Consider the following 20,837-nt stretch of genomic DNA (forward strand, 5'->3'; position numbering starts at 1 on the left):
CCGGCCCGTCCGTAGTCCGGCGATACGGCCAGAGCCCTGCCAGCCCCGCATCCCCCTTCGCTGTTCCAGCCGCAGATACCCAGCGAAACCCACCGGTGGTGGGGCATTGAGCCGCTCCTTCCCCCTCCCACCGCCGTGACAGGACATACCGCACCGATGCACACCATGGTGATCCGGGAGGCCCCATGAGGCGGAACCCACGAAGAATCCGATGGACCACGGTCGCGCTCGCCGCCGCCGTCACACTGGTCGCCAGCGCTTGCGGTGGTGGCCCCTCCGCACAGGACGGTGACTCGCCGCTCCTGGTGGGCACCTCCCTGCCGCTGACCGGCCAGTTCTCCCAGCCCGGTACCGAAGCCAAGCGCGGGTACGAGGTCTGGCAGGCAACCGTGAACGAACGGGGCGGCCTCTTGGGGCGCCAGGTGAAGCTCGTCGTCAAGGACGACTCCTCCAACCAGAACACCGTGGTCGCCGACTACAACGCCCTCATCAGCCGGGACAAGGTCGATCTCCTGCTGGGCAGCTTCTCCTCGCTGTTGAACCTGCCCGCGTCGGCGGTGGCCGAACGGAACAAGATGCTCTTCGTCGAGCCGGCCGGTGGGTCGCCCGAGATGTTCGACCGGGGATTCAAGTACCTGATCTACAGCCAGCAGGGAACCGCCGACCGGCAGGGCGTCGCATTCGCGGAGTGGATCGCCGGTCTTCCCGAGGGCAGGCGCCCCGAGACGGCGGCCTACCCGGTGTTGGACGACCCCTTCGCCAAACCCAATGTCCAGGGCATCCGGAAGATCCTGGAGAAGGCGGGCATCGAAACCGTGTACTCGACCACCTATGCGCCCGACACCAAGAACTTCGACACGATCGTCACCCGGATCAAGGCCGCAGAACCCGATCTCGTGGTGCAGGGGGCCGTCTTCGAGGACGGTGTCGGACTGGTGCGCTCGATGCGCAAGGCGAACGTCACCACGCCCTGGTTCTACCAGACCACCGCCCCCTCGATGGGCCACCAGTACGCCGAGGGCATCGGCGCCGAGAACACCGAAGGCATCCTCTACGCGATCAGCCACGTCCCCACGGCGAAGACCCCGGGCAACGAGGAGTTCGTCGCCGAGTACCAGGACATGTTCGGCCAGGAGCCGACCGAAGACGCCGCGGACGCCTTCGCCGCAGGCCAGGTCCTCGAAGCCGCCGCCCAAGGCGTGGGCAGCATGGAGGACCAACTGGCACTGGCCAACTGGCTGCGCAAGAACACCGTTGAGACGATCCTGGGCGAGCTCTCCTGGAACGCCGACGGCAGCCCCAAGGGCGAGTTCCTGGTGGGGCAGTGGCAGAACGGCAAGACCGAAGTCGTGCTGCCCAAGGAAGTCGCCACCAGCACCCGCATCGTCGAAGGCTGGCGCCCGGGAGGTGCAGGACGATGACGGAACTCCTCCAGAACCTGGCCCTCGGCACCCTCCTCGGCGGTGTCTACGCCCTCACCGCCAGTGGTCTCACGCTCATCTTCGGGGTCATGCGGGTCATCAACATCGCCCACGGCGCGTTTTTGGTGCTCGCGGGCTTCCTGACCTACACCCTCTGGTCGGAACTGGGCATCGATCCGCTGCTGGGCATCCTGATCACCACCCCGGTGATCTTCGCGATCGGCTGGGTCACCTACACCGTCACCGTCCGGCCGATCCGCACCGCCCCCATGGCGTCCACCGTACTGCTGACCTTCGGCCTCGCCCTTGTCATCGAAGCCGTCATGGGCATGGTGTGGGGCAACAACTCGATGGCGATCAGGCCCGGCTACGCCGATGAGTCCTTCACCATCGGCTCCGTCTTCCTGCCCAAGACCCTGCTGTACGGGGGGCTGGTCGCGGTCGGTGTCCTCACCGCACTCGGACTGATCCTCACCAAGACCTGGCTCGGCCGTGCGATCCGCGCAGCCGCGGTCAACCCATCGGGCGCGGAGCTGGTGGGGATCAAGGTGGCCTCGGTCGCCGCACTCGTCTTCGCGTTGGGCATCTCTGCCGCGGGCGCCGGTGGTGCGATCACCGGAGTGCTGTACCCCTTCGTTGCCGGCTCCCACTACGCGTGGATCGCCCGGCTCCTGGCCATCGTGGTACTGGGCGGGATGGGCAGCCTCAACGGAGCCATGATCGGTGCGGTGCTCTTCGGGCTCGCGGAAACCTTCACCGCGTCCTACGTCTCCACCTCCTGGGCCACCGCCGTGCCCTACGCCGTCGTCTTCGCCATCTTGCTCGTCAGGCCCCAGGGCCTTCTGGGTTCCCGCCTCCGTCAGGATGTGAGCACCGCATGACCACGCCGACTTCCCCGCCTGCGTACACCGTGTGGATCGCGCGGCTGCTGCCCGCGATCGCGGGTCTGGCACTGCTGCTGTTCCCCGTCCTGTCCAACGACGCCTACTACCAGAACATGATCATCTTGTCGCTGGTCTTCGCCGTCGGTGCGAGCGGGCTCAACCTCATCACCGGATTCGCCGGCTACGTGTCCCTCGGCCAGGGCGCGTTCATCGGGCTCGGCGGATACACGATCGGTGTGTTGGCGACCAGGGTCGACTCGGTGACGCCCTGGGTCTGGGTGCCCGTCGCCGGTCTGGTCGCCGCGGTCGTCGCCGTACTCCTCGGGCTGGTGTCCCTCCGCTCCCGCGGGCCGTCGTTCGTGATCATCACCGTTGCGTTCCTCTCGCTCGTCCAAGTGGTCGCGATCAACTGGGGCAGCCTCACCAACAGCACAGCCGGACTCACCCTGCCCCTGCCCGACTGGGACCCCGACCTGATCAACTGGCCCTTCTACTACGCCCTCCTGGCGATCCTCGCCCTACAACTGCTGATGACCTGGTGGATCAGGCGCACCAAACTCGGCATGGGACTCATCGCCATCCGGGAGGACGAGACCAGGGCCGCCACCATTGGGATCAACCTGCCGGTGCAGAAGGTCCTGGCGTTCGCCGCCAGCAGCGTGCTCGTCGGCATGGCCGGGGCCGTGTACGGCTACTACCTGACCTTCATCGACCCCCTCGGCATGTTCAACATCCTCATCAGCGTCCAGATCGTCCTCTCGCTCCTGATCGGCGGCAAGGCGACCCTGTGGGGACCGGTGCTCGGCGCCTTCATCGTCGAACCCCTCAACGAGATGGCCAACAACGACTTCGGCGGGGGCAACAGTCGACTCCTGCTCTTCGGAGGGCTACTGGTGCTCGTCGTCATGTTCCTGCCCCAGGGCATCCTCCCCTCCCTCAAGTCGCTGCTGGACAAGCGACGCAAGGCTGGCACGGCGGGACTGGTCGGAGCGCGCATCGCCGCCGGCGGCACCCTGCCGGCCTCCCTGACCGTGAGCCGGACGCCCACCGTCCGAGCACAGACCCCCCGGCCCCTGCTGGAGGTGCGCGGACTCGTCAAACACTTCGGCGGCGTCAAGGCCGTGGACGGATGCTCGTTCTCCGTCCCGGAGGGCTCGATCACCGCACTCATCGGCCCCAATGGCTCGGGCAAGACCACGGTCTTCAACCTCATCGACAACACCATCCCGCCCGACGCCGGACAGATCCTCTTCGACGGCGCACCCATCGAGGGGCTCCCCTCCTGGGAGCGGGCCCACCGCGGCCTGGGACGCACCTTCCAGATCACCCGGCTCTTCCCCGCCATGACCGTGTTGGAGAACGTGGTCGCCCCCCAGCGGTCGCACTCGCTCAGAGGTCTCGGTCGCATCGCGGTCAGTGGCCCCGAGGCCAAGGCCGCGGAAGAGCTCCTGGAGTTCGTCGGCATGCGCGCCTTCAAGGACCAACCGGCCGCAGCCCTTTCGTACGGCCAGCAGAAGCTCGTCGAACTCGCGCAGATCCTGATGCTCGACCCGAAGCTGATCCTGCTCGACGAACCGGCGGGCGGCATCAACCCCGTACTCATCGAGCGCATCGGGGAGATGATCCGCGAACTCAACTCCTACGGGAAGACCTTCCTCATCGTCGAACACAACATGCCCTTCATTATGGGCCTGTGCGACCCCGTCCACGTCCTGGCGCGCGGTGCCACGATGGCGACCGGGACGCCCGACGAGATCCAACGCGACCCGGCCGTCCTTGAGGCGTACCTCGGCGACGACTACCAGCCCGAACCCGAAGGAGTGCGGTGATGTTGCGATTGCGCGGCGTGGTGGCCGGGTACGGCGGGGGCGATGTGTTGCAAGGTGTGGACATCGTCGTCGAGAAGGGAGCCGTGGCCTGCATCGTCGGACCCAACGGGGCGGGCAAGTCGACCGTGTTGCGAACGGTCAGCGGACTGCTCACCCCACGGCTCGGCGAGGTCACCCTCCAGGACAAACGCATCGACCAGTCGGCCCCCGGAGAGATCCTGCGCTGCGGGGTCTCCCAGGTCCCGCAGGCCAATGCGCTCTTCCCCAACCTGACCGTACGGGAGAACGTCCTCCTCGGCGGATACATCATCCGCCGGGACCGCACACTGGTCCGCAAGCGCTACCAGCAGGTGGCCGAGCTCTTTCCGATCGTCGCCGATCGGGCGGGGGACAAGGCAGGCAACCTCTCCGGCGGCCAACGCCGACTGGTGGAGTTCGCACGGTCCCTGATGCTCGATCCGGTGCTCCTGCTGCTCGACGAACCGTCCGTCGGGCTCGACCCCAAGGCGCTGCAAATCATCCACGACTCCGTGACCCTGCTACGGGACAGCGGCAAGACGATCCTGATCGTCGAACAGAACGTCCGCTTCGGGATGCGGATGGCCACCGACGGCATCGTCATGGAGAGCGGCCGTGTCGTCGCCCAACGCCCCACCCGGGAACTGCTCGCCGACGCCGACCTCGCACGGATGTACTTCGGAGGCACCGGCACCACGACGGCGACCACCGGCGCTCAGGGGCCCGGGAGCCCGGCTGCGGAACACCCCTGATGAAGAGCCGTTCCCCCAAGAGCGTGCCAGGTCCTCGGGTGCATCACCCGCCCGCCGTCGGGGGCTTCGACGTCCGGTCCGCGTCGATGACCACGGGCGCGCCCGTCGGCACTGCGGTTCCCAGGTGACCGGCCGGGTGCCGCGCTCGGCCCGAGCGCGGTCGTTGTTGCGGAGCGCCGCCTTCGTCAGCACCTTCGACCGGTTCGCGATGCTACCGATGCTGGTCGCCGTCGCCGTCGAGTTCGACGCCTCGTTGGTGTCCGTGGTCAACGCCGCGGGCGTCTACTTCCTGGCCTACGGTCTGATGCAACCGGTGTGGGGGCTGGCGTCCGATCGCATCGGGTTGGTGCGGACGATGCGGTTGACGCTCCTGCTGGCCGCGGTCGCCACGGTCGCGGGGACGTTCGCAACGTCCCCGTGGTCGTGGGGCGTGGCCCGCGGACTGACGGGTGCCTGCTTCAGCGCGGCCATTCCCGCAGCACTGATCTACCTCGGTGACACTGTGCCGGCCCCGCTGCGCCAACGGGAGATCGCCGGGCTGATGACGGGCGTCGCCGTGGGCACCGCGCTCGCCTCGGCATCCGCAGGGGTCTTGGCGCAGTACACCTCGTGGAAAGTCCCGTTCCTGGTGACGGGCGCCGTGACCGTGCTCCTTGTCATCGCCCTCCGTCGGTTGCCCGAACCACCCCGCTCACGGGCCGGGCAGCCCGTGAGCGCTTCGTGGGGCAGGGTGTGGCGGTCGAGGCCGGCCCGTCTCGTCCTGCTCCTCGTGTTCGTCGAGGGAGCAGCCCTGCTCGGCGCCTTCACCTTGATTCCGCCGGCGGTCGAGGCGGCCGGAGCGAGCACCACCGTGGCCGGCGCGGTGACGGCGGCCTACGGCGTCGCCGTGCTTCTGGCGGCTCCGCTGGTGGGTCGAATGTCCCGCCGCACCCCCACCTCGCACCTCATCGTGCTCGGTGCCGTCGCGGCGACCCTGGCCTGCGTGCTGGTCGCTGTTTCCCGTACCCCCGCGGTGGCCGTCGTCGGTGCCGCACTGCTCGGAGTCGGATGGGCGGCGATGCACTCGTCATTGCAGACGTGGGCCACCGAGGTGTTGCCGGAGGCCCGTTCCCTGGTGGTGTCACTGTTCGCGGGCGCTCTCTTCCTCGGCAGCGCGGTGGGTACGGTGTCGGTCGGCGAACTCGCCGGGGCGGGCCGCTACCAGGGCATCTACTGGGGAGCGGCGGCGCTCTGCCTCGTGCTCGGCGTCTGCGCGTCCCGGGGTCGGGCCGACTGGAGACGTTCGGGAGGAGGGCCGAGCGGGTGACGCACTCCCGTGCCGTGCGTCAGTACGATGGCCCCACCCCAACGCACAGCCGTCAGCTCCCTGAGCAAAGCTAAAGGGCCGAGGCCAGGCACATCCCGCTCGCGTTGTCAGGGTCGCACGGAACGTGGGCGTTGCAGGGGAAGATGTCGGAGTCCCCGTAGCTGCCCCAAGGTGCCGTTTAGGGCATGCGGTAGACGTCGGTCTCGAACAGCCAGGGGCCGTGGGGGGTGAGCAGGAAACAGACGCGGTGATGCGGGTGCTGAGGGCCTCCTTGCTGGTTGGCTCACGGCCATGAATCCGTTGCTCCAGGGAGTGACGCTGTATTCGTTCGCGATGCCGTTGAAGACGTTCGCGGCTTGTTTTTCGTCGAGCGTCCAGCCGCGGCTGGGGTTGAGGTACTCCCAAGGGGTAGTTGCGGTGGGTTCCCCTGACGCGGGCGACGCGCATCTGCTTGTTGATGGGGGCGTCGTCTACGCCGTAGATGTAGCCGTCGCCGGAGAGGCTGGCGGGCAGGATCGCCGGTCCCATCCCACGCCGGGGGTGGAGTGTAGGGCGTCGATGTAGAGAGGCTAGGGGTTGTAGGTGGTGGTGAGATCGGCCAGGGAGAAGGTGGCGACGAAGTTGGCCTTGTGCCGGAAGTCTCAGCCTCCTGGGCTAGGGGACGCCGCCTTCGGTGCGGATCACGCCGTCGCCAAGCCAGTACCAGTGGTTGGCGGCTGCGGGCTTCATCAGTCCTTCGGGTCTGGTCCGGGGGCCACCGCGCAAAGTTGTCATCTGCTGGCCGTCCTGTACGACGAAGGTGCTGTTCACCAGCGGAGCGCTGGTTGGCAGGGTGCCGTCGGCGTTGAGTGGGTCTAGCCATGGGAGGCCCAGCGCCGTATCGTCCCCTGGGGCCGACACCCGGCCGGGGAGGGTGCCGACAGGCTGCTGCCCACGATATGAAGCTGTCCGAGCAGGGGCGCATCGGTATGCGGTCGCTACCGGGCTGTTCAGGTCATGCGTATCCGATGTTGTAACCGCAGTTCCTCTTGGGGCCGTTGGCGCCGTCGCGGCGGCACACCGTTATCTCCACCCTGGCTCCTTCCGGTACCTGCTTCGATCCCACGTGGGCCGGATCGGTGTCGCAGAAGGAAGATGTGCCGTCAGCGTCCACCAGCGTGATCGAGCCGCCATTCCAGGTCCAGCGTGCCCAGACGCGCATCCCGTCCGACTCGGTGTCGCAGACCCGGAAGAGCTCCGGGTTGGCGCCGCCCCTGAAGATCGCCTTGCCGGCGTAGGTACTGCCGCCCTCGGTTGTGTAGACGACGGTCGTGGTTCCGGCCGCCTGCGCCGCGGCAGTGGGAAGCAGGAACACCGTGGATACCGCGGCCAGTACCGTGACAAGGCTCTTGGTGCCTACCTTGTGAATGGAGTGCATGCGTTCCTCCAAGGGTGAGGTTGCTGCGCAGGGGAAAACCCGCGCTAGCTGGTTGGCACGTGGACAGGCTCCACCGATCCGCTGCGACGACGTCTACCAACACGCGCCGGCGATTCCACTCCCCCGGCATCGGGACACACTGGCGGTAGGGCACCGAGACGCAATCACGGCACGCCGCGACGCGAGCACATACCTCCCGGACGTCATCACCGATCCGGTCGCGATCAGTGCGTGCCCATGACCCTAACTCGGCCATCGGACGGCGTGCTTCTCGATTCCTGATCAATCCTCGCCCCAGCTCTCACCCCCGCCCACGCGCTGACACGCGGAAGCAACTCGCCCTCCGACTTGTGGGTTTCGCCGCGAGGTCGTCAGCCGGAAAGGATCAGGTTGTTGATCCCCTACGTGATGCGGTCGAGGAAGCCGAGCACCCGATGGTTGACCTGCTTTGTGACCTGTTCGTCGTAGAACGGGAGGCTGCTGTCGGTAAACAGGTGCCTGTCGCCGGGGTAGAGGAACAGATCGGCGTCCGTCGCCGTCTCGACGAGCGCACGGGCGGCGTCCACGTCGCCCTCCCCTGCGAAGAACGGATCTGCGTCCATGCCGTGGATCTGAACCGGGACGTCCTTCGGCCAGGCGCCGCCGAACTCCGAGATGGGGATGCATGCCTCAAGCAGCAGTGCGCCCTGTGCGCCGGGGCGGGTCTGGGCCAGCTTCTGCGCCGGCAGGACGCCGAGCGAGAACCCAACGTAGACGAGCTCCGCAGGCAGCCCCTCGGCGGCGGCGGTTCCGCGCGCGATGATCGTGTCGAACCCGGCGTCCTCGGCGTAGCCGGCGCCCTCCTCAAGGCTGTCGAACACCTGCCCCTCGTATAGGTCTGGAGCGTGGACGGTGTGTCCGGCCCGTCGCAGCTGCTCGGCGAACTCGCGGACGCCGGCGGTCAACCCGTGTCCATGGTGGAAGACCAGCACCTCAGCCATGTCGCTCCCCTCGTGCTGCGGTGCCCGGGTGGCGCCGCGGCACGAGTATGGCCCGCAGCACTGACATCCGCGGGCTTCGGCCGGACAGGATCAGGACGGTGGTCCCGGTTCGGTGAGGCGGGCTTCGAGGTCGGCGACTCGCCGGTCTTGGAAGCGCAGGTTCGAACGGGCGGCCTTCAGCTGCTCGTCGAGGGTGCGGTTGTCGGTTGCGAGTTGCCGGATGCGTTGCTTGAGTGTGGTGTTCTCGGTGGTGATCCGGTGAATGGCCTCCTGGGTCCATTCTGCTTCCACGTCGCGTATCTGGCCGAGGAGTTCACCGATGCGGGTGCGCTGGGCGTGGATCTCTGCGTGGGCCGCCTTGAGGGCGTCCTCGGCGTTCAGGGCCAGCTCGCGCCAGGCCGTCTCACGCTCCTTGTCCTGAGCAACGAGCATCTGTCCGCGGCGTCCTGCGGAGTCATGCCGGCCCTGCGGGAGATCAATGCGATTCTCAGCGAGATGAGCGGCGGGGAGAACGGTGATCGATGGACGAGGGATGCGTTGTCCACCGATGAGGGATGGGCTCTGACGCGGCAGTTGGCCCGCCGGGTTCTCGTTGAGGAAGTGGGCCAATGGCAGCAGCCTCTTCCGGACATCACGGTCGTCCGATAGCACTCTCCAGTGTTTGCGCTGGTCAGGCCGACTAGGTGACGACCGTGGGGATCAGTACAGGGGCCGTCGGTGTCACCGTGTGGGTTTTGGCATCGGCCGAAAGGGTGCCCCAGTCGTCACGGTAGAGGCCCATGCGGTAGGTGGTGGTCAAGATGGTGGTCATGTCGGCCAGCAGGGTGCGGTGGGTCTGGAGAGCAGGAGGGCGGGGCCGGCGAGGTGTCGCTGATGAGTTGTCGGCACCGATGCGGGTGGTGTGGTCTTCCAGGCAGCTGACGCCCTGGCGTTCTGGCACGGAGGGCAGTAGTCGTCGAAGCGTGTGCCGCGGCGACTCGTACTGGAAGGCGCGCAGGTGGCCGGGGTAGGGCCGGAAGCCCGCCCCGGAGCACGACGGGGACTTGGTGACTAAAGCCCTTGGTCGTCAATGTTCGCCGACTGTTGCAGTTCGGGCCCTTAGCGCCGCGCGACGCGCAGAGCCGGGCCCGGTCGACCGTTCGTCCTCCCATTGTTCCCAGCGGTCCAGGAGTTCGATGTAGGAGCGGGCAGAGGACCGGTGAGGCTGAGCACCGACTCCAGCAGGGTGCGGATGCTGTCGTCGTCCTCGACGACCAGCAGTCGGTAGGGCAGGGAGGCGGAGGAGGGACCGGTCGTCACTGGCCCGGCCGGATCGGGCCGGGTGGTGGGTTGCCCCTCCGCCCCGGGTTGACCGCGTCCACGTCGACGGCGGTCTTGATGGATGCCCGGATCGGCTTGGTCGCGTCGGTGCGGTCCCACTCCACCGTGAGTAGCCCGTCGGCGGCCGTGTCACCGGAGTAGAAGGGGTCCGTGCTGTTGGTGGTGCGGGGCAGGTCGTTCCGTGTGTACGGCCGTACCCCGCTGACCGCCGCGGTGAGGTCCTCGGGGAAGAAGACCTGTCCGGTGTGCACGGTGACGCCTTGGGCGTACGCCCGGTCCAGTAGGACGCCCCTGGTGTGCACCTTGGCGTGGATGTGCACGGTCCGCCCGGTGTACCAGCCGGGGAAGACGGTACGGAAGCGTACCCAGCCGTCGCGGCCGGTCATCTGGAAACCGCGCAGGTAGGTGGTCTTGCTGTCCGGCGGCAGCTTCGGGATCGGGCCATCGAACACCAACTCGCCCTCGTTCATGGCCTCCGAGGTCTCCTCGTACCCGGAGTAGATGCCGAGTGCGTCGCACTGCCAGATGTCGACTGCTGCCTCGGACACCGGCTTGCCGTTCTTCGCGTTCAGCACCTGGATGCGCAACTCCAGCGGTGTGCCGGGCCTGCCCTCGGTGATGTCGATGCGGTGTTTGTCGTAGTCGAGGTAGTACGGGCCCTCGGTGGTCTCCTTGACCAGGGACAGGTGGTCCGGCGCGGAAGGGGAGCCGGGGGCGGAGGAGGGCACGGTGGCCGCCGCCTCCGAGTCGGTACTGGCGAGGTGGATACCGCTCAGCCCGATGACGGTGACGCCCGCGCCACCCGCGGCGAGGAGGGAACGACGGCTCATAGGAGGCTTGTGGTCTGTCGTGGCCCGCAAGCCAGTGTCCGTTCCTGGGAGGACGCGGGGAGGTGCGGGCGGTAGGGAGGGTTTCGGACTGGGGGCGGGGCTCGTCGGGACGACGAGGCCGGCTGCCGATTCGGTCCGCAAGGCTCCCCCGGACCCTCCGTCCCGGACGACGACGGGCAACCCGCGGCTCCTTCGAACCCGTCGCTCCGCGTCGATGGCGAACACTTCGCACCCGTACCGCCCTGCGGCCCAGGCGATGCCCTCCGCGCCGAGTGCGAAAGCCGCGGTCGCCGTCACGTCCGCCTCGGTCAACGTACGGGCGACAACCGTCATGCTCAGCAACCCCGTCGCGGGCAAGCCCGTACGCCCGTCGATGATGTGGTCCCCCCGCTCATACCGTGCTGAGGTGGCAACGGCCGCGTCGCTGAGCTCTAGGACCACACACACCTGATCCGCGATCTCGGGATGCCGCACCCCCACTCGCCAGGGCCCTCCCCCGACGACCACATCACCACCGGCGTTCAGACAGAATCTCCGTACCCCGGCCTCCCTCAGAAGCCGTGCCGCCCGCTGCACGGACCACCCCTTCACCACCGCGCAGGGATCGAACCCTCGCCCCGGCTGCCGTACGTCGAAGGCGCCGCCCGTATCAGCCCGGTACCGCTCCGACAAGGCCAGCACCTCCAGCAGATCCGCGCTGATGTCGTCCAGCCCGATCTCCCCCCGGTCAAGTCGGCACACCTCGCTGCCCGGTTTGAACGGGCTGAACCGCGCGTCCGCCTCCCGCAGCCACTCGAACACCGCGTCCGTGAGCCCTTCGGGCACGTCCTCGTCGTCGATCCGCAGCGAGACAGGGAATCCCATCACATGCTCGACCCAGTGCATGTCAGTTGCCTTTCGCGTCGATCGCGGCTTGGAGTGACTCCTCGTAGGCGTCGCTGGTGATGGTCGCCCCGGACACCGTGTCGACATCGGCCCCCTGCACCCGCAGGGTGTCCTCGATGAGCGACGGCACCGCGGCGTGGGTCTGCGGATGGTCAGGCTGCTGGAGCATCCGTACCGCACTGATCGTGTCGCCCTCGAAGGTGACTTCGACCTGCACGGGACCCTTCTCCGTGTCAATCGTGGGCCCGGTGAGGACGACACCGCCGCCGGAGGCCGCAGCGGTCGGGGAGAGCGCGGGCTGCGGGGCCACCACGACGGTGGAGCCGTTGCCGTGGGAGGGCGCGTAGCGCCACACCGGGATCACACCGATCACGGTCAGGGCAAGGACGGGCAGTACTCGCTTCACAATCACTTCCTTGTCGCTTCGTTGGCCGCTTCCGTACCGGTCACGGGTGTCTGCCTAGGCCGGTCCATCTCCGCGTCAGCCAGCCAGGCTGAACCGCTCGAAATGGATCTGCGGCTTGGGCACGCCGAGCTCACGCAGGCTGCGGAGGACCGCGGTGGTCATGCCGGGCGGGCCGCACACGTACACGTCCCGGTCTGCGATGTCCGGCACCAACCCGGCCAACGCACGCGGGGCGAGTGGGTCCGGCGTGATCGGGCCGGTGACCAGATGCAGCTCGGCGCCGCGGGCGAGGGCCAGTTCGCGCATCTCCTGGTGGAGGACGGCGTCCTTGTCGCTGCCGACGCGGTAGAGGACGACCGCGTGGCCGTGCAGTTCTTCCAACAGCGCGCGGATCGGGGTGACTCCGAGACCGCCTGCGATCAGCACGGCGTCCGGGCGGGCGCGGTGCAGGGTGGTGAAGGCGCCGTAGGGGCCCTCGGCGAAGACCCGGGTGCCTGGCGTGACATGGCGCAGGGCGGCACTGCCTGCGCCGACGGCTTTGGCGGTCAGCCGGAGCGTATGGCCGTCGGGCGCGGCCGAAAGGGAGAACGGATTCGCCTGCCACCAGCGATCGCGGGTGAGGAACCGCCACAGGAAGAACTGCCCTGCGCGGGCCGGTAGCCGGTCCAGGTCACGGCCGGTGAGATAGATGGAGACGACGTTGTCCGACTCGGGCACGACCGCGGTGACCACCAGTTTGTGCCGCCAGTTGCGCCACAGCGGCAACATCATGCGGCCGACGACCACCGCGCCGAGCGCGCTGCCCCACAGCGCGTACCAGTAGGCCGTGGCGAGGTCGGAGGAGGCCAAGGAGGTACCGGCCGCGACCTGGTGGGTGAAGGCCAGCACCACGGCGAGGTAGGTGTAGAGGTGGATGAAGTGCCAGGTCTCGTACGCCAGTCGGCGCCGGGCGAAGCGGGCGGAGACCGTGCCGACCACGAGGATCAGCAGCAGCGCGATGACGGCCCGTAGAACACCCTCGACGGTCCTGGCGAGATCGACTATCTGATTGACCGGGTCCATGCCCGTGGGCTGGGCGTATCCGTACCCGATGAAGACGACGTGGCCGAGCAGCAGCCACAGCAAGATGAAGCCGGTCCAGCGGTGCCAGTTGGTGAGCCGGTCCATGCCGATCCGGCGGTCGAGCCAAGGCAGCCGGGCCACCAGAAACAGTTGGAAGGCCATCAGCAGCGCGGCGTAGAGGCCAGTCACCCGGCCCAGCACGATCAGAGCGTTCGAGGCGAATCCTGCCTGAACGAAGAAGTACGCGACGATGGCCGCGTTGACGACGAAACCGGCGTAAAGACCGGTGCGGGCCGCCGCTTTCGGCCGTATGCCCCGGGTGGGGCTGGGACGTGTTTCGACAGTCGTCACGGACGGCAGCTCCTTGGTCGGGAATCGGTGCACCTGAGCTTGGCGGGCGGAAGCTGTCGAACCCCTGTCATCCGGCTTCCAAGTGCCTGTCGATCGGCGCCGGATCTTCGACGGGGTCTGGCGCGAGCGGTGCCGTGCCGCAGTATGGACGGGTGGACAGAGTTCGAGTGCTGGTCGTGGACGACGACCCACCCATTGCCGACCTCGTCGCGACCGTCGCCCGCTACGAGGGCTGGGACGCGATGACGGCGAACAGCGGCGATGACGCGCTGCGGCTCGCGGCTGAATTCCACCCGGACATCGTGGTGTTGGACGTAATGCTGCCGGATATGGATGGCTTCGGGGTACTGGACCGGCTGCGGCGTTTCGGAACGATGGTGCCGGTGGTCTTCCTTACCGCCCGGGACGGCGTCGCGGATCGGGTGGCGGGACTGACCCGGGGTGGGGACGACTATCTGGTCAAACCGTTCGCGGTGGAGGAGTTGATGGCCCGGCTGCGGACGGTGTTGCGGCGCAGCGCGGGACCCGGTTTCCAGCGCTCGGTGCTCCGGGTGGGCGACCTCTCCATGGACGAGGACACCCGTGAAGTGCGCCGAGCGGACAAGCTCCTCACCCTCACCCCCACCGAGTACGAGGTGCTGCGTTATCTGATGGGGCGCTCCCCGACCGTGCTCACCAAAGCTCAGATCCTGGACCATGTGTGGGAGTACGGCTTCGGAGGGCGGTCGAACGTCGTGGAACTGGTGGTGAGCAGACTCCGTCGCAAGCTGGACGAGACCGGTGTGCCGCTGATTCGCACGGTCCGCGGCTTCGGGTACGTCATCAGACAGGCCGCCGAGTGAAACGGGTGCTGAGCGGGCTGCGGCACACCTACGGCAGGCTGCGTCTGGGCACCCGGCTGGCGCTCGGCCTCGGAGTGCTGTCGCTGACGGTGTTCGCGGTGGTCGGCACCGTGCTGACCACGTATATGCACGACTATCTGGAGCGGCAGCTCAGCGATCGGATGAGGTCGGCTCAGGTGGTCCAGGCGAAGGACGCCATCGAGCACGGCGCGGTTCAGCGGGAGACGTACATGGGCTGGTACCAGGCGGTGTACGACGTCTCCGAGGCTGAGCCGCGGCTGCGGCAGCCGGCCGCGCTGCCCAAGGAGAGCACGGCGTTCGCCTCGCTCGCCGAGCGGCTGGCCCACTCCCGGGCCAACGACATCTTCGACACCCGGCCTCTCGGCCAGGAGGGCACCTATCGGCTGCGGGCCTGCGAGGTGAAGCCCGGGGTGGTACTGGTGACGGCAGCACCGACAACCGACATCGAGAACACCGTCACCCAGCTGATCACGGTCCAGGTGATCGCTTTCGCACTGGCACTGCTGGCTCTCGTGGTGTTCGGTCGGCGAACGCTGCGGCGCGGTCTGAAGCCGCTGAGCGACATGGCGCGCACCGCGCACAGCATCACCTCGCACGATCTGACCGAGTCGGCGGCCCGGCTGCCCCTGCGCGCCGACCCTCGGGGCGGGGGGCCGGAGATGGAGGAACTGCGCACGGCGTTCAACACCATGCTGGAGCACATCGACGACTCGCTGGCGGTGCGCGCGGAGGCCGAGCAGCGGCTGCGCCGGTTCGTCGCGGACGCCTCGCACGAACTACGCACCCCGCTGATGTCGGTACGCGGCTATGCGGACCTGTTCCAGTACGCGGCGGCGAACGCACCGGAAGAACGCGACAATCATCTGTCCCGGCTACGTGCAGAGGCGGCCCGGATGGGCTTCCTCCTGGACGATCTGCTGCTCCTCGCCCGACTGGACGCGTCCGAGGCGGAGATCCCGCTGCGGCTGGTGGAGACGAACCTGATGGAGCTGGTCCAACAGGCTGCGGACGCATTCCGGGCGAGCCACCCCGGGCATCCACTGCGGATGATGACCGGACCGGCCGCAGTGTGTTCGGCGGTAGACACGCAACGCCTGCGCCAAGTACTGGACAACCTGCTGGCCAACGCGGCCGTGCACACCCCACCGGGCACCGAGGTGTCGATCTCCGTCGCGATGACAGGCGCCGAGGCCCTGATGACGGTGGCCGACACCGGCCCGGGCATCCCGCCCACCGACCGCGCACGCGTCTTCGACCGCTTCTACCGTGTGGACAAAGCCCGCACTCGCGATCGCGGTGGCAGCGGCCTGGGCCTGTCGGTCGCGGACTCCCTGATCCGTGCCCACGGCGGCACCATCGAACTGACGAGCGTCCCCGGCGAGACGGTGTTCACGGTTCGGCTGCCACTGCAACGCGGCGCGCAGTGCGCAGGGTCCCTGGTCGGCGGCGGGGGCGGAGTGCGGGAGCAGGCCGACAGGTCCGCGTGACTCATCGGGTCGTATCCTTCGCCCCGTCCCCGGCATGATGTCTGTACCCCCCCCAGGCTCGGGGGCCCGTACCGCGTTCGGCTCGGGCCCCTGGCCTCGGCTGCCCCTCCTGGAGCGGGCCGAGATTCTGACGAGATTCGCCCGGGAGCTGGAGATAGCCACCGATCCGGTCACCGAGGTACTGATCGCCGAGACTGGCCTGACGGTCGGGCAGAGCCGCGGCGGGGCCCTAACCATGCCGGGCCTGTTGCGCTACTACACCTCGCTGGCGGACGAGACGGAGCTGACCAAGCTGCGTACCGGCGTGTCGGGCGTCAGCGCCCGCATCGAGTAGAGGCCGGCGCGCGTCGTGGCGGCCATCGTCCCGTGGAACGCGGTCAGGACCACATGAGCCTGCGAGGCGTATCTGACGGGACTTCATCGGACGCCACGATGCCCGGCGCCACAGTATCCAGCGGCTCCCCCGCACAAGAGCCCTCGTGAACCAGGACGCCACGCCGGGAGGGCCGGTGATCACGCCCGGGACCAGGAGGCCGCTCCGCTCCAGGGACTGCGCGCTGATCAGCACCAGAAGGCAGACCGCATCGCAGCAGGCTCCCTACACCAAGCCAGACCCAGCGTGGCGAGAGACTCAGAATGGTTCGGGGGTCGAAGGCGCCCCTCGCCATTGGTCCGCCCTACCAGGGGCGACCCCTGTGCGACAAGCGAACAGCCACCCACAACTGGATAGATCTATCCAGTTGTGCTTGACTGGAGACCTAACTCGACCCCTGCAAACGGGAGTTCCCATGCCACGCAGGACTTGGCCCTCCGTGGCCGCGGTCGTGCTGATCGTCAACACCGCGCAGTGGGTGATCGCTGAGGCCATCACCGCCAGCGCCTGGAGGAGCCCGCTGTACAACTATGCGACGAACTACATCAGCGACCTGGGCGTACCCGACTGCGGCACTCAATTCCAGGGGCGTGAGCTGTGTTCGCCGAGGCATACCCTGATGAACACCTCGTTCATGGTGGAGGGTGTGCTGTTCGCGATCGGCGTGGTGCTGCTCGCCCGGTTACTCAGCGGACATGCCCGCCGCGTGGTGATGTCGCTCGCCGTCGCGCACGGCGTCGGGATGGCCGCAGTCAGCCTGTTCCACGGTTCCCCTGACGGCCCGAGCCTCGGACTTGTCCTGCACATCGGAGGCGCGGGCGTAGGCATTCTCTGCGCCAACACCGTAGCGATCCTGGCCGGTGCGCTCAAGAGTCTGCAACTGCCCACCGGCTACCGCGTTTTCAGCGTAGCGGTCGGTGTGCTCGGCATCGCCAGTATCGCCCTTGTCGGGGTGTCCGAGAGCACTGCGGGGATCTTCGAACGGGACAGCGTCTACTCGTGGCTGCTGTGGGGCACCGTCACCGGTGTGCTCCTGCTCGCCCGCCGTGTCCGGCAGCCCTCGATGCTGGAAAATGTCCCGGCATGACCTCGGAGACCCACCGCCCGCTGCGCGCGGACGCGGAACGTAACCGTCAGCTGATCCTCGCGACCGCCGGCCGCATGCTGGCTGAGCGGGGCACCACCGTGACCCTCAACGAGATCGCGCGGGAAGCGGGGCTGGGCGTCGGCACCGTCTACCGTCGGTTCCCGGACCTGCAAGCGTTGATCGACGCTCTGTACACCGAGCGGTTCACCGCCTTCCTGCGACTGGCGATGGACGCGGAACAACAGCCTGGCGCGGGCCCCGCGCTGCGGCACTACCTGCTGACAGCGGCCACGCGTCGGGCCGAAGACCCCGCCCTCGAAGTGATCATCGAGCACGCAAGCCTCGATCAGCACGAGATCGCAGAAATGCGGGACGAACTCGGCCGCCATGTGGACGGGCTTGTAGAACGGGCGGTGGCAGCCGGGGCCGTACGAACGGACTTCACCAGCTCCGATGCGTACAACGTCCTCTACATGCTCGGGACCGTCGCCGACCGAACCGAGAAATTCTCCCCCGGCAACTGGCGCCGTTACGCGGAGGTACTGCTCACCGGCTTCGGGCTCGAAGGTGACCCGGTGGAGCGGACCGAGGCAATGACCGACGAACAGATGCGACAAGCAGTCTGGGCCAAGCACGCCTGACTGCTGCCGCGCCCGATCCCTGGACGCGACATCCTGCGGATCGTCGGCTCCATCCACACCAGGGCCGTCCGCGCCTAGGACGTCATCCGGATGCTGTCGAGGGACGGACGCATCCACCGAGAAGGTCGAGCAGCCCCGCACAAGGCCGGCGTGGTGGTCAACCACCTCCAGCCCTGCATGCCTCACCGACACGGGCCGGTCGGCCGCACAAAGGTGCCATATTCACACCATGACGGTTGCCCACCATGCTGAGTGACTGGGCGCCGACCCGATCGGGGCCCGTGTCCCGGATCGCGGCCGCTGGCCATGCGGCCGGTTCCTCAGTCTCAGGAGGTTGTACTCATGGGCGGATTCCAGGATCGCGTCAAATTCCATCCGGACGAGGTAGTGCTGTCGCCGGCTGAGGAGCAAACCCTCGCCGAACTCGCTGACAAGGGCCAGAGCAATGTAGCCGAGTCGGGCGACGAAAACTGACGCGGTCCGCAGCCAGTTGATTCGCGGTCCGCGGGCCGTGGCGGGAGTCGGTCCGCTACGGCCCGTAGCCGCCCAGCAGACGGGACCGGCCGTGACCACCTCCGCGTACACCGCAGCCCCTCAGTCGGGAGAGCGCAGCCTTTCGCTGTCCGATGCCTTCGACCGCGCGCAGTCCGCTGCTACCGACCTGTTGGTGGAGGCAGACTTGGAGCCTATTCTCGACGGCAGCCCAGGCACCTGGCGCTGCATCCTGCGCCGCGGCGGCGAGGACCTCCGTACCGGGCTCGGCTTGGGCAAAGGCAGTCGGGACGAAGCCCGGACAGGCGCTCTGTTCGAGGCGCTGGAACACTACCTCTGCGGCGTGGAAGGGCTGGACCCGGCAGAGATCTTGCTGGTACGCGGGCATGCCCTCGCCGAGGGCCCACTGGCCCGCGACATCGCCGTCCAGCTCCTGGGACGGGCCCCGGACCAGCCGCTTGGCTGCCTGCCGTACCGGTCGCTCGTCGGCGAACCGGACACGTACATCCCCCTTTTCCTGTCCATGCCCGAATACCTGGGGGCGGCGGGAACGCGGGCTCGCCGGGACGCCGGTGACACCTACGACTACCGCGGGATCGGCCGCTACTCGGTCAACAACGGCTGGGCCGCCGGCGCCGACCCGGTGGAGGCCGCCGTACACGCGATCAACGAGCTGATCGAGCGGGACGCGCTCTCCCTGCTGCTGATCGGCCAGTTTCTCCGCGAGCGGCCCGAACGCCTCACCGTCGTGGACCCGGCGACACTGCCGGATGACGTGGCCGCGCTCCTCGCCTTCGCCACGGCGCACACGGGCCGTCAGGTCCACCTGATCGACATGACCACCGACCTCGGCGTCCCGGCGTACTCGGCCTACCTGCCCGCACCGCAGGGGCAGCCGGCCCGGATCTGCGGGTGGGGAGCCTCGCTGTCGCGCCGGTACGCCATTTCTCGCGCTGTCACTGAACTCGTCCAGCTCCACAGCACGATCGGCCTGCGTGACCAGTACGCGCATCTGTTGCCCGAGCAGCGAGACGACACCGGTCCGTATCCGACGCTGCACGCCTGCTATCTGTCGGACTTCACATCCGCTCTGCCGTCGGCCCGGCTCAGGGCGTACGAGGACACAATGCCTCCGGACACGCCCCAGGGGCACCTCGACCGACTCCTGGCCGTCCTGCGGAGCCATGGTCTGTCCGTCTACCAACGTGACCACTACGTCACCGCGGACCTCGCCGTCGTCAACGTGCTCGTGCCGGGACTGGAGCGGTTCATGCTCGTCACCGACGGGCAGGTCGTCGTACCCGGCGACCGCGGAATGGCGGCCCGCAACCGTGGCTGAAGCACGGTGGCGCCCGCTCACCCTTGCCGACGCACCCCAGGTGGCGGCGCTGCTCGCCGTTTGCGAAGCGGCCGACGGGATCGGAGCAACTCTCCGTGGCGCGGAAGGCATCCGCGAGGACCTGCGTGCCCCAGGCGTCGACCTGAACGGAGGCACCACATCCGTGTGGTCAGGCGGCGAGCTGGTGGCCTGCGCGACCGCGCACGTCCAGGAACACGTCGCTCCGACGCACCAGTTGGTCCTCGACATCGCGATGCACCCCGCGCACCGTACTGCGCCGGTGATCCGCCAACTCCTCGACTGGTGCCGGGGCACCGGTGCCCGACGCCACCGCGAACTGTACGGCGATGCCCCGTTGGAGCTTCACGTGCGTACCCACCACGGCCAGGCCTGGCTCGCCGAGGCATTGGACACCTCGGGGTACCGGCGCGAGCGCAGTCACTGGGGCTTAGCGTTGGATCTGGACGACCACCGGCCCATCGGCGCACCGGTGATGCAGGATGGCACCACAATCGTTCCGTACGACGCCGCCTTCGACGCGAAGCTGCTGGCAGCCCGCAACACGATCTTCGCCGATCACTGGGGCAGCGTCCCGATGACGGCGCGGACGTGGCGCCACACCATCACCGCGAGCCCCTACTTCAGGCCCGAGTCCTCATTCCTCCTCCTCTCGGAGTGCCGTCAGGAGATTCTCTGCTATCTGCTGTGCACCGAGCTGGAGGACAGGGCCACCGAGCGCGAGCTCTACCTCGCCAATGCCGGTACACAGCCGGCGCTGCAGGGCAAGGGTCTGTACCGCGCTGTCTTCACCCACACCCTCACCCAGGCAAAAGCGCAGGGCTACCGGCGGGCCATTGCGGACGTCGACTCGATGAACCCCATGGCGGCCGGAGGCTTCTACGACCGCATGGGGCTGCGACGATTCCAGACCTGGACCACCCATGTCATGCCCTTCGCATCATCATCACGGCCGCTCTCCTCGGAAAATGGCCAGGCGGGGCCCGACGAGACCGCAGCATGAGGCCAGGTCGCCACAGTCCCCACCTCGTCCGGACGCGTCGATTTCGTCGACCCCGGGGGTGGGGTGAGTACCT

The 20,837-nt window shown here is 68.0% G+C and carries 22 protein-coding genes and 1 pseudogene; 13 read left to right on the plus strand and 10 right to left on the minus strand.

Features of this window, described 5'->3' with window-relative positions; all coding sequences use genetic code 11:
- The first annotated feature begins 185 nt into the window (after positions 1-185).
- The 5 genes from ACFXJL_RS31505 (at position 186) to ACFXJL_RS31525 (ending at position 6,210) form a co-directional block, all read left to right on the plus strand.
- The gene (locus ACFXJL_RS31505) at positions 186-1,421 is read left to right on the plus strand and encodes an amino acid ABC transporter substrate-binding protein (RefSeq protein WP_384698088.1); all 1,236 of its coding nucleotides are present in this window, start codon (positions 186-188) and stop codon (positions 1,419-1,421) included.
- A complete protein-coding gene (locus tag ACFXJL_RS31510; protein ID WP_384644608.1) occupies positions 1,418-2,302 on the plus strand; it encodes a branched-chain amino acid ABC transporter permease in 885 nt (294 codons plus the stop codon). Before ACFXJL_RS31505 ends, ACFXJL_RS31510 begins: the two co-directional genes overlap by 4 nt.
- Positions 2,299-4,134, plus strand: coding sequence for a branched-chain amino acid ABC transporter ATP-binding protein/permease (locus ACFXJL_RS31515; protein WP_384698092.1), 1,836 nt, complete (start codon positions 2,299-2,301; stop codon positions 4,132-4,134). Before ACFXJL_RS31510 ends, ACFXJL_RS31515 begins: the two co-directional genes overlap by 4 nt.
- Entirely contained in the window at positions 4,134-4,904 is a 771-nt protein-coding gene (locus ACFXJL_RS31520; protein WP_384644612.1) for an ABC transporter ATP-binding protein, read from the plus strand. Before ACFXJL_RS31515 ends, ACFXJL_RS31520 begins: the two co-directional genes overlap by 1 nt.
- 124 nt (positions 4,905-5,028) lie before the next feature.
- Entirely contained in the window at positions 5,029-6,210 is a 1,182-nt protein-coding gene (locus tag ACFXJL_RS31525) for an MFS transporter (protein WP_384698095.1), read from the plus strand.
- A 654-nt stretch (positions 6,211-6,864) separates the two neighbouring features.
- On the opposite strand, the gene ACFXJL_RS31530 is transcribed toward ACFXJL_RS31525, so the two are convergent.
- The 10 genes and pseudogenes from ACFXJL_RS31530 to ACFXJL_RS31575 form a co-directional block, all read right to left on the minus strand.
- Positions 6,865-7,020: a hypothetical protein gene (locus ACFXJL_RS31530; RefSeq protein ID WP_384698098.1), complete on the minus strand. Its 156-nt coding sequence runs from the start codon at positions 7,018-7,020 to the stop codon at positions 6,865-6,867.
- A gap of 184 nt (positions 7,021-7,204) precedes the next feature.
- The gene (locus tag ACFXJL_RS31535) at positions 7,205-7,627 is read right to left on the minus strand and encodes a hypothetical protein (protein ID WP_384698103.1); all 423 of its coding nucleotides are present in this window, start codon (positions 7,625-7,627) and stop codon (positions 7,205-7,207) included.
- Between the two features lie 401 nt (positions 7,628-8,028).
- A complete protein-coding gene (locus ACFXJL_RS31540; RefSeq protein WP_384698105.1) occupies positions 8,029-8,607 on the minus strand; it encodes a dienelactone hydrolase family protein in 579 nt (192 codons plus the stop codon).
- 90 nt (positions 8,608-8,697) lie between these two features.
- Positions 8,698-9,039, minus strand: coding sequence for a hypothetical protein (locus ACFXJL_RS31545; RefSeq protein WP_384698108.1), 342 nt, complete (start codon positions 9,037-9,039; stop codon positions 8,698-8,700).
- A gap of 247 nt (positions 9,040-9,286) precedes the next feature.
- The gene (locus tag ACFXJL_RS31550; protein ID WP_384698111.1) at positions 9,287-9,418 is read right to left on the minus strand and encodes a hypothetical protein; all 132 of its coding nucleotides are present in this window, start codon (positions 9,416-9,418) and stop codon (positions 9,287-9,289) included.
- Between the two features lie 287 nt (positions 9,419-9,705).
- On the minus strand, positions 9,706-9,906 hold the full coding sequence (locus tag ACFXJL_RS31555) for a hypothetical protein (RefSeq protein ID WP_384698114.1): 201 nt from the start codon (positions 9,904-9,906) through the stop codon (positions 9,706-9,708).
- On the minus strand, positions 9,903-10,757 hold the full coding sequence (locus tag ACFXJL_RS31560; protein ID WP_384698229.1) for an intradiol ring-cleavage dioxygenase: 855 nt from the start codon (positions 10,755-10,757) through the stop codon (positions 9,903-9,905). The genes ACFXJL_RS31555 and ACFXJL_RS31560 overlap by 4 nt, the downstream gene beginning before the upstream one ends.
- 171 nt (positions 10,758-10,928) lie before the next feature.
- Positions 10,929-11,642, minus strand: a pseudogene (locus ACFXJL_RS31565) (FAD:protein FMN transferase); the annotation flags it as partial.
- Position 11,643: 1 nt separating this feature from the next.
- A complete protein-coding gene (locus ACFXJL_RS31570) occupies positions 11,644-12,048 on the minus strand; it encodes an FMN-binding protein (protein WP_384698117.1) in 405 nt (134 codons plus the stop codon).
- Positions 12,049-12,123: 75 nt separating this feature from the next.
- The gene (locus ACFXJL_RS31575) at positions 12,124-13,461 is read right to left on the minus strand and encodes a ferric reductase-like transmembrane domain-containing protein (RefSeq protein WP_384698120.1); all 1,338 of its coding nucleotides are present in this window, start codon (positions 13,459-13,461) and stop codon (positions 12,124-12,126) included.
- Positions 13,462-13,613: 152 nt separating this feature from the next.
- On the opposite strand from ACFXJL_RS31575, the gene ACFXJL_RS31580 reads away from it, so the two are divergent.
- The 8 genes from ACFXJL_RS31580 to ACFXJL_RS31615 all read left to right on the plus strand — a co-directional run bounded on the left by ACFXJL_RS31580 (position 13,614) and on the right by ACFXJL_RS31615 (position 20,764).
- Complete coding sequence (locus tag ACFXJL_RS31580) at positions 13,614-14,303, plus strand: response regulator transcription factor (protein ID WP_384698123.1); 690 nt, start codon at positions 13,614-13,616, stop codon at positions 14,301-14,303.
- Between the two features lie 5 nt (positions 14,304-14,308).
- A complete protein-coding gene (locus ACFXJL_RS31585) occupies positions 14,309-15,811 on the plus strand; it encodes a sensor histidine kinase (RefSeq protein ID WP_384698232.1) in 1,503 nt (500 codons plus the stop codon).
- Between the two features lie 34 nt (positions 15,812-15,845).
- The gene (locus tag ACFXJL_RS31590; protein ID WP_384698126.1) at positions 15,846-16,145 is read left to right on the plus strand and encodes an aldehyde dehydrogenase family protein; all 300 of its coding nucleotides are present in this window, start codon (positions 15,846-15,848) and stop codon (positions 16,143-16,145) included.
- A 478-nt stretch (positions 16,146-16,623) separates the two neighbouring features.
- Entirely contained in the window at positions 16,624-17,271 is a 648-nt protein-coding gene (locus ACFXJL_RS31595; protein WP_384698129.1) for a DUF998 domain-containing protein, read from the plus strand.
- Positions 17,268-17,912: a TetR/AcrR family transcriptional regulator gene (locus tag ACFXJL_RS31600; protein WP_384698132.1), complete on the plus strand. Its 645-nt coding sequence runs from the start codon at positions 17,268-17,270 to the stop codon at positions 17,910-17,912. Before ACFXJL_RS31595 ends, ACFXJL_RS31600 begins: the two co-directional genes overlap by 4 nt.
- Positions 17,913-18,254: 342 nt before the next feature.
- A complete protein-coding gene (locus tag ACFXJL_RS31605; RefSeq protein WP_384698134.1) occupies positions 18,255-18,386 on the plus strand; it encodes a hypothetical protein in 132 nt (43 codons plus the stop codon).
- Positions 18,387-18,477: 91 nt separating this feature from the next.
- Entirely contained in the window at positions 18,478-19,743 is a 1,266-nt protein-coding gene (locus ACFXJL_RS31610; protein ID WP_384698137.1) for a YcaO-like family protein, read from the plus strand.
- A 40-nt stretch (positions 19,744-19,783) separates the two neighbouring features.
- Positions 19,784-20,764 (plus strand): GNAT family N-acetyltransferase, encoded by a 981-nt coding sequence (locus ACFXJL_RS31615; protein ID WP_384698140.1) that lies wholly within the window; start codon positions 19,784-19,786, stop codon positions 20,762-20,764.
- Positions 20,765-20,837 lie beyond the last annotated feature (73 nt).

It is taken from the genome of Streptomyces sp. NPDC059256 (assembly GCF_042753785.1).
GTDB lineage: Bacteria > Actinomycetota > Actinomycetes > Streptomycetales > Streptomycetaceae > Streptomyces.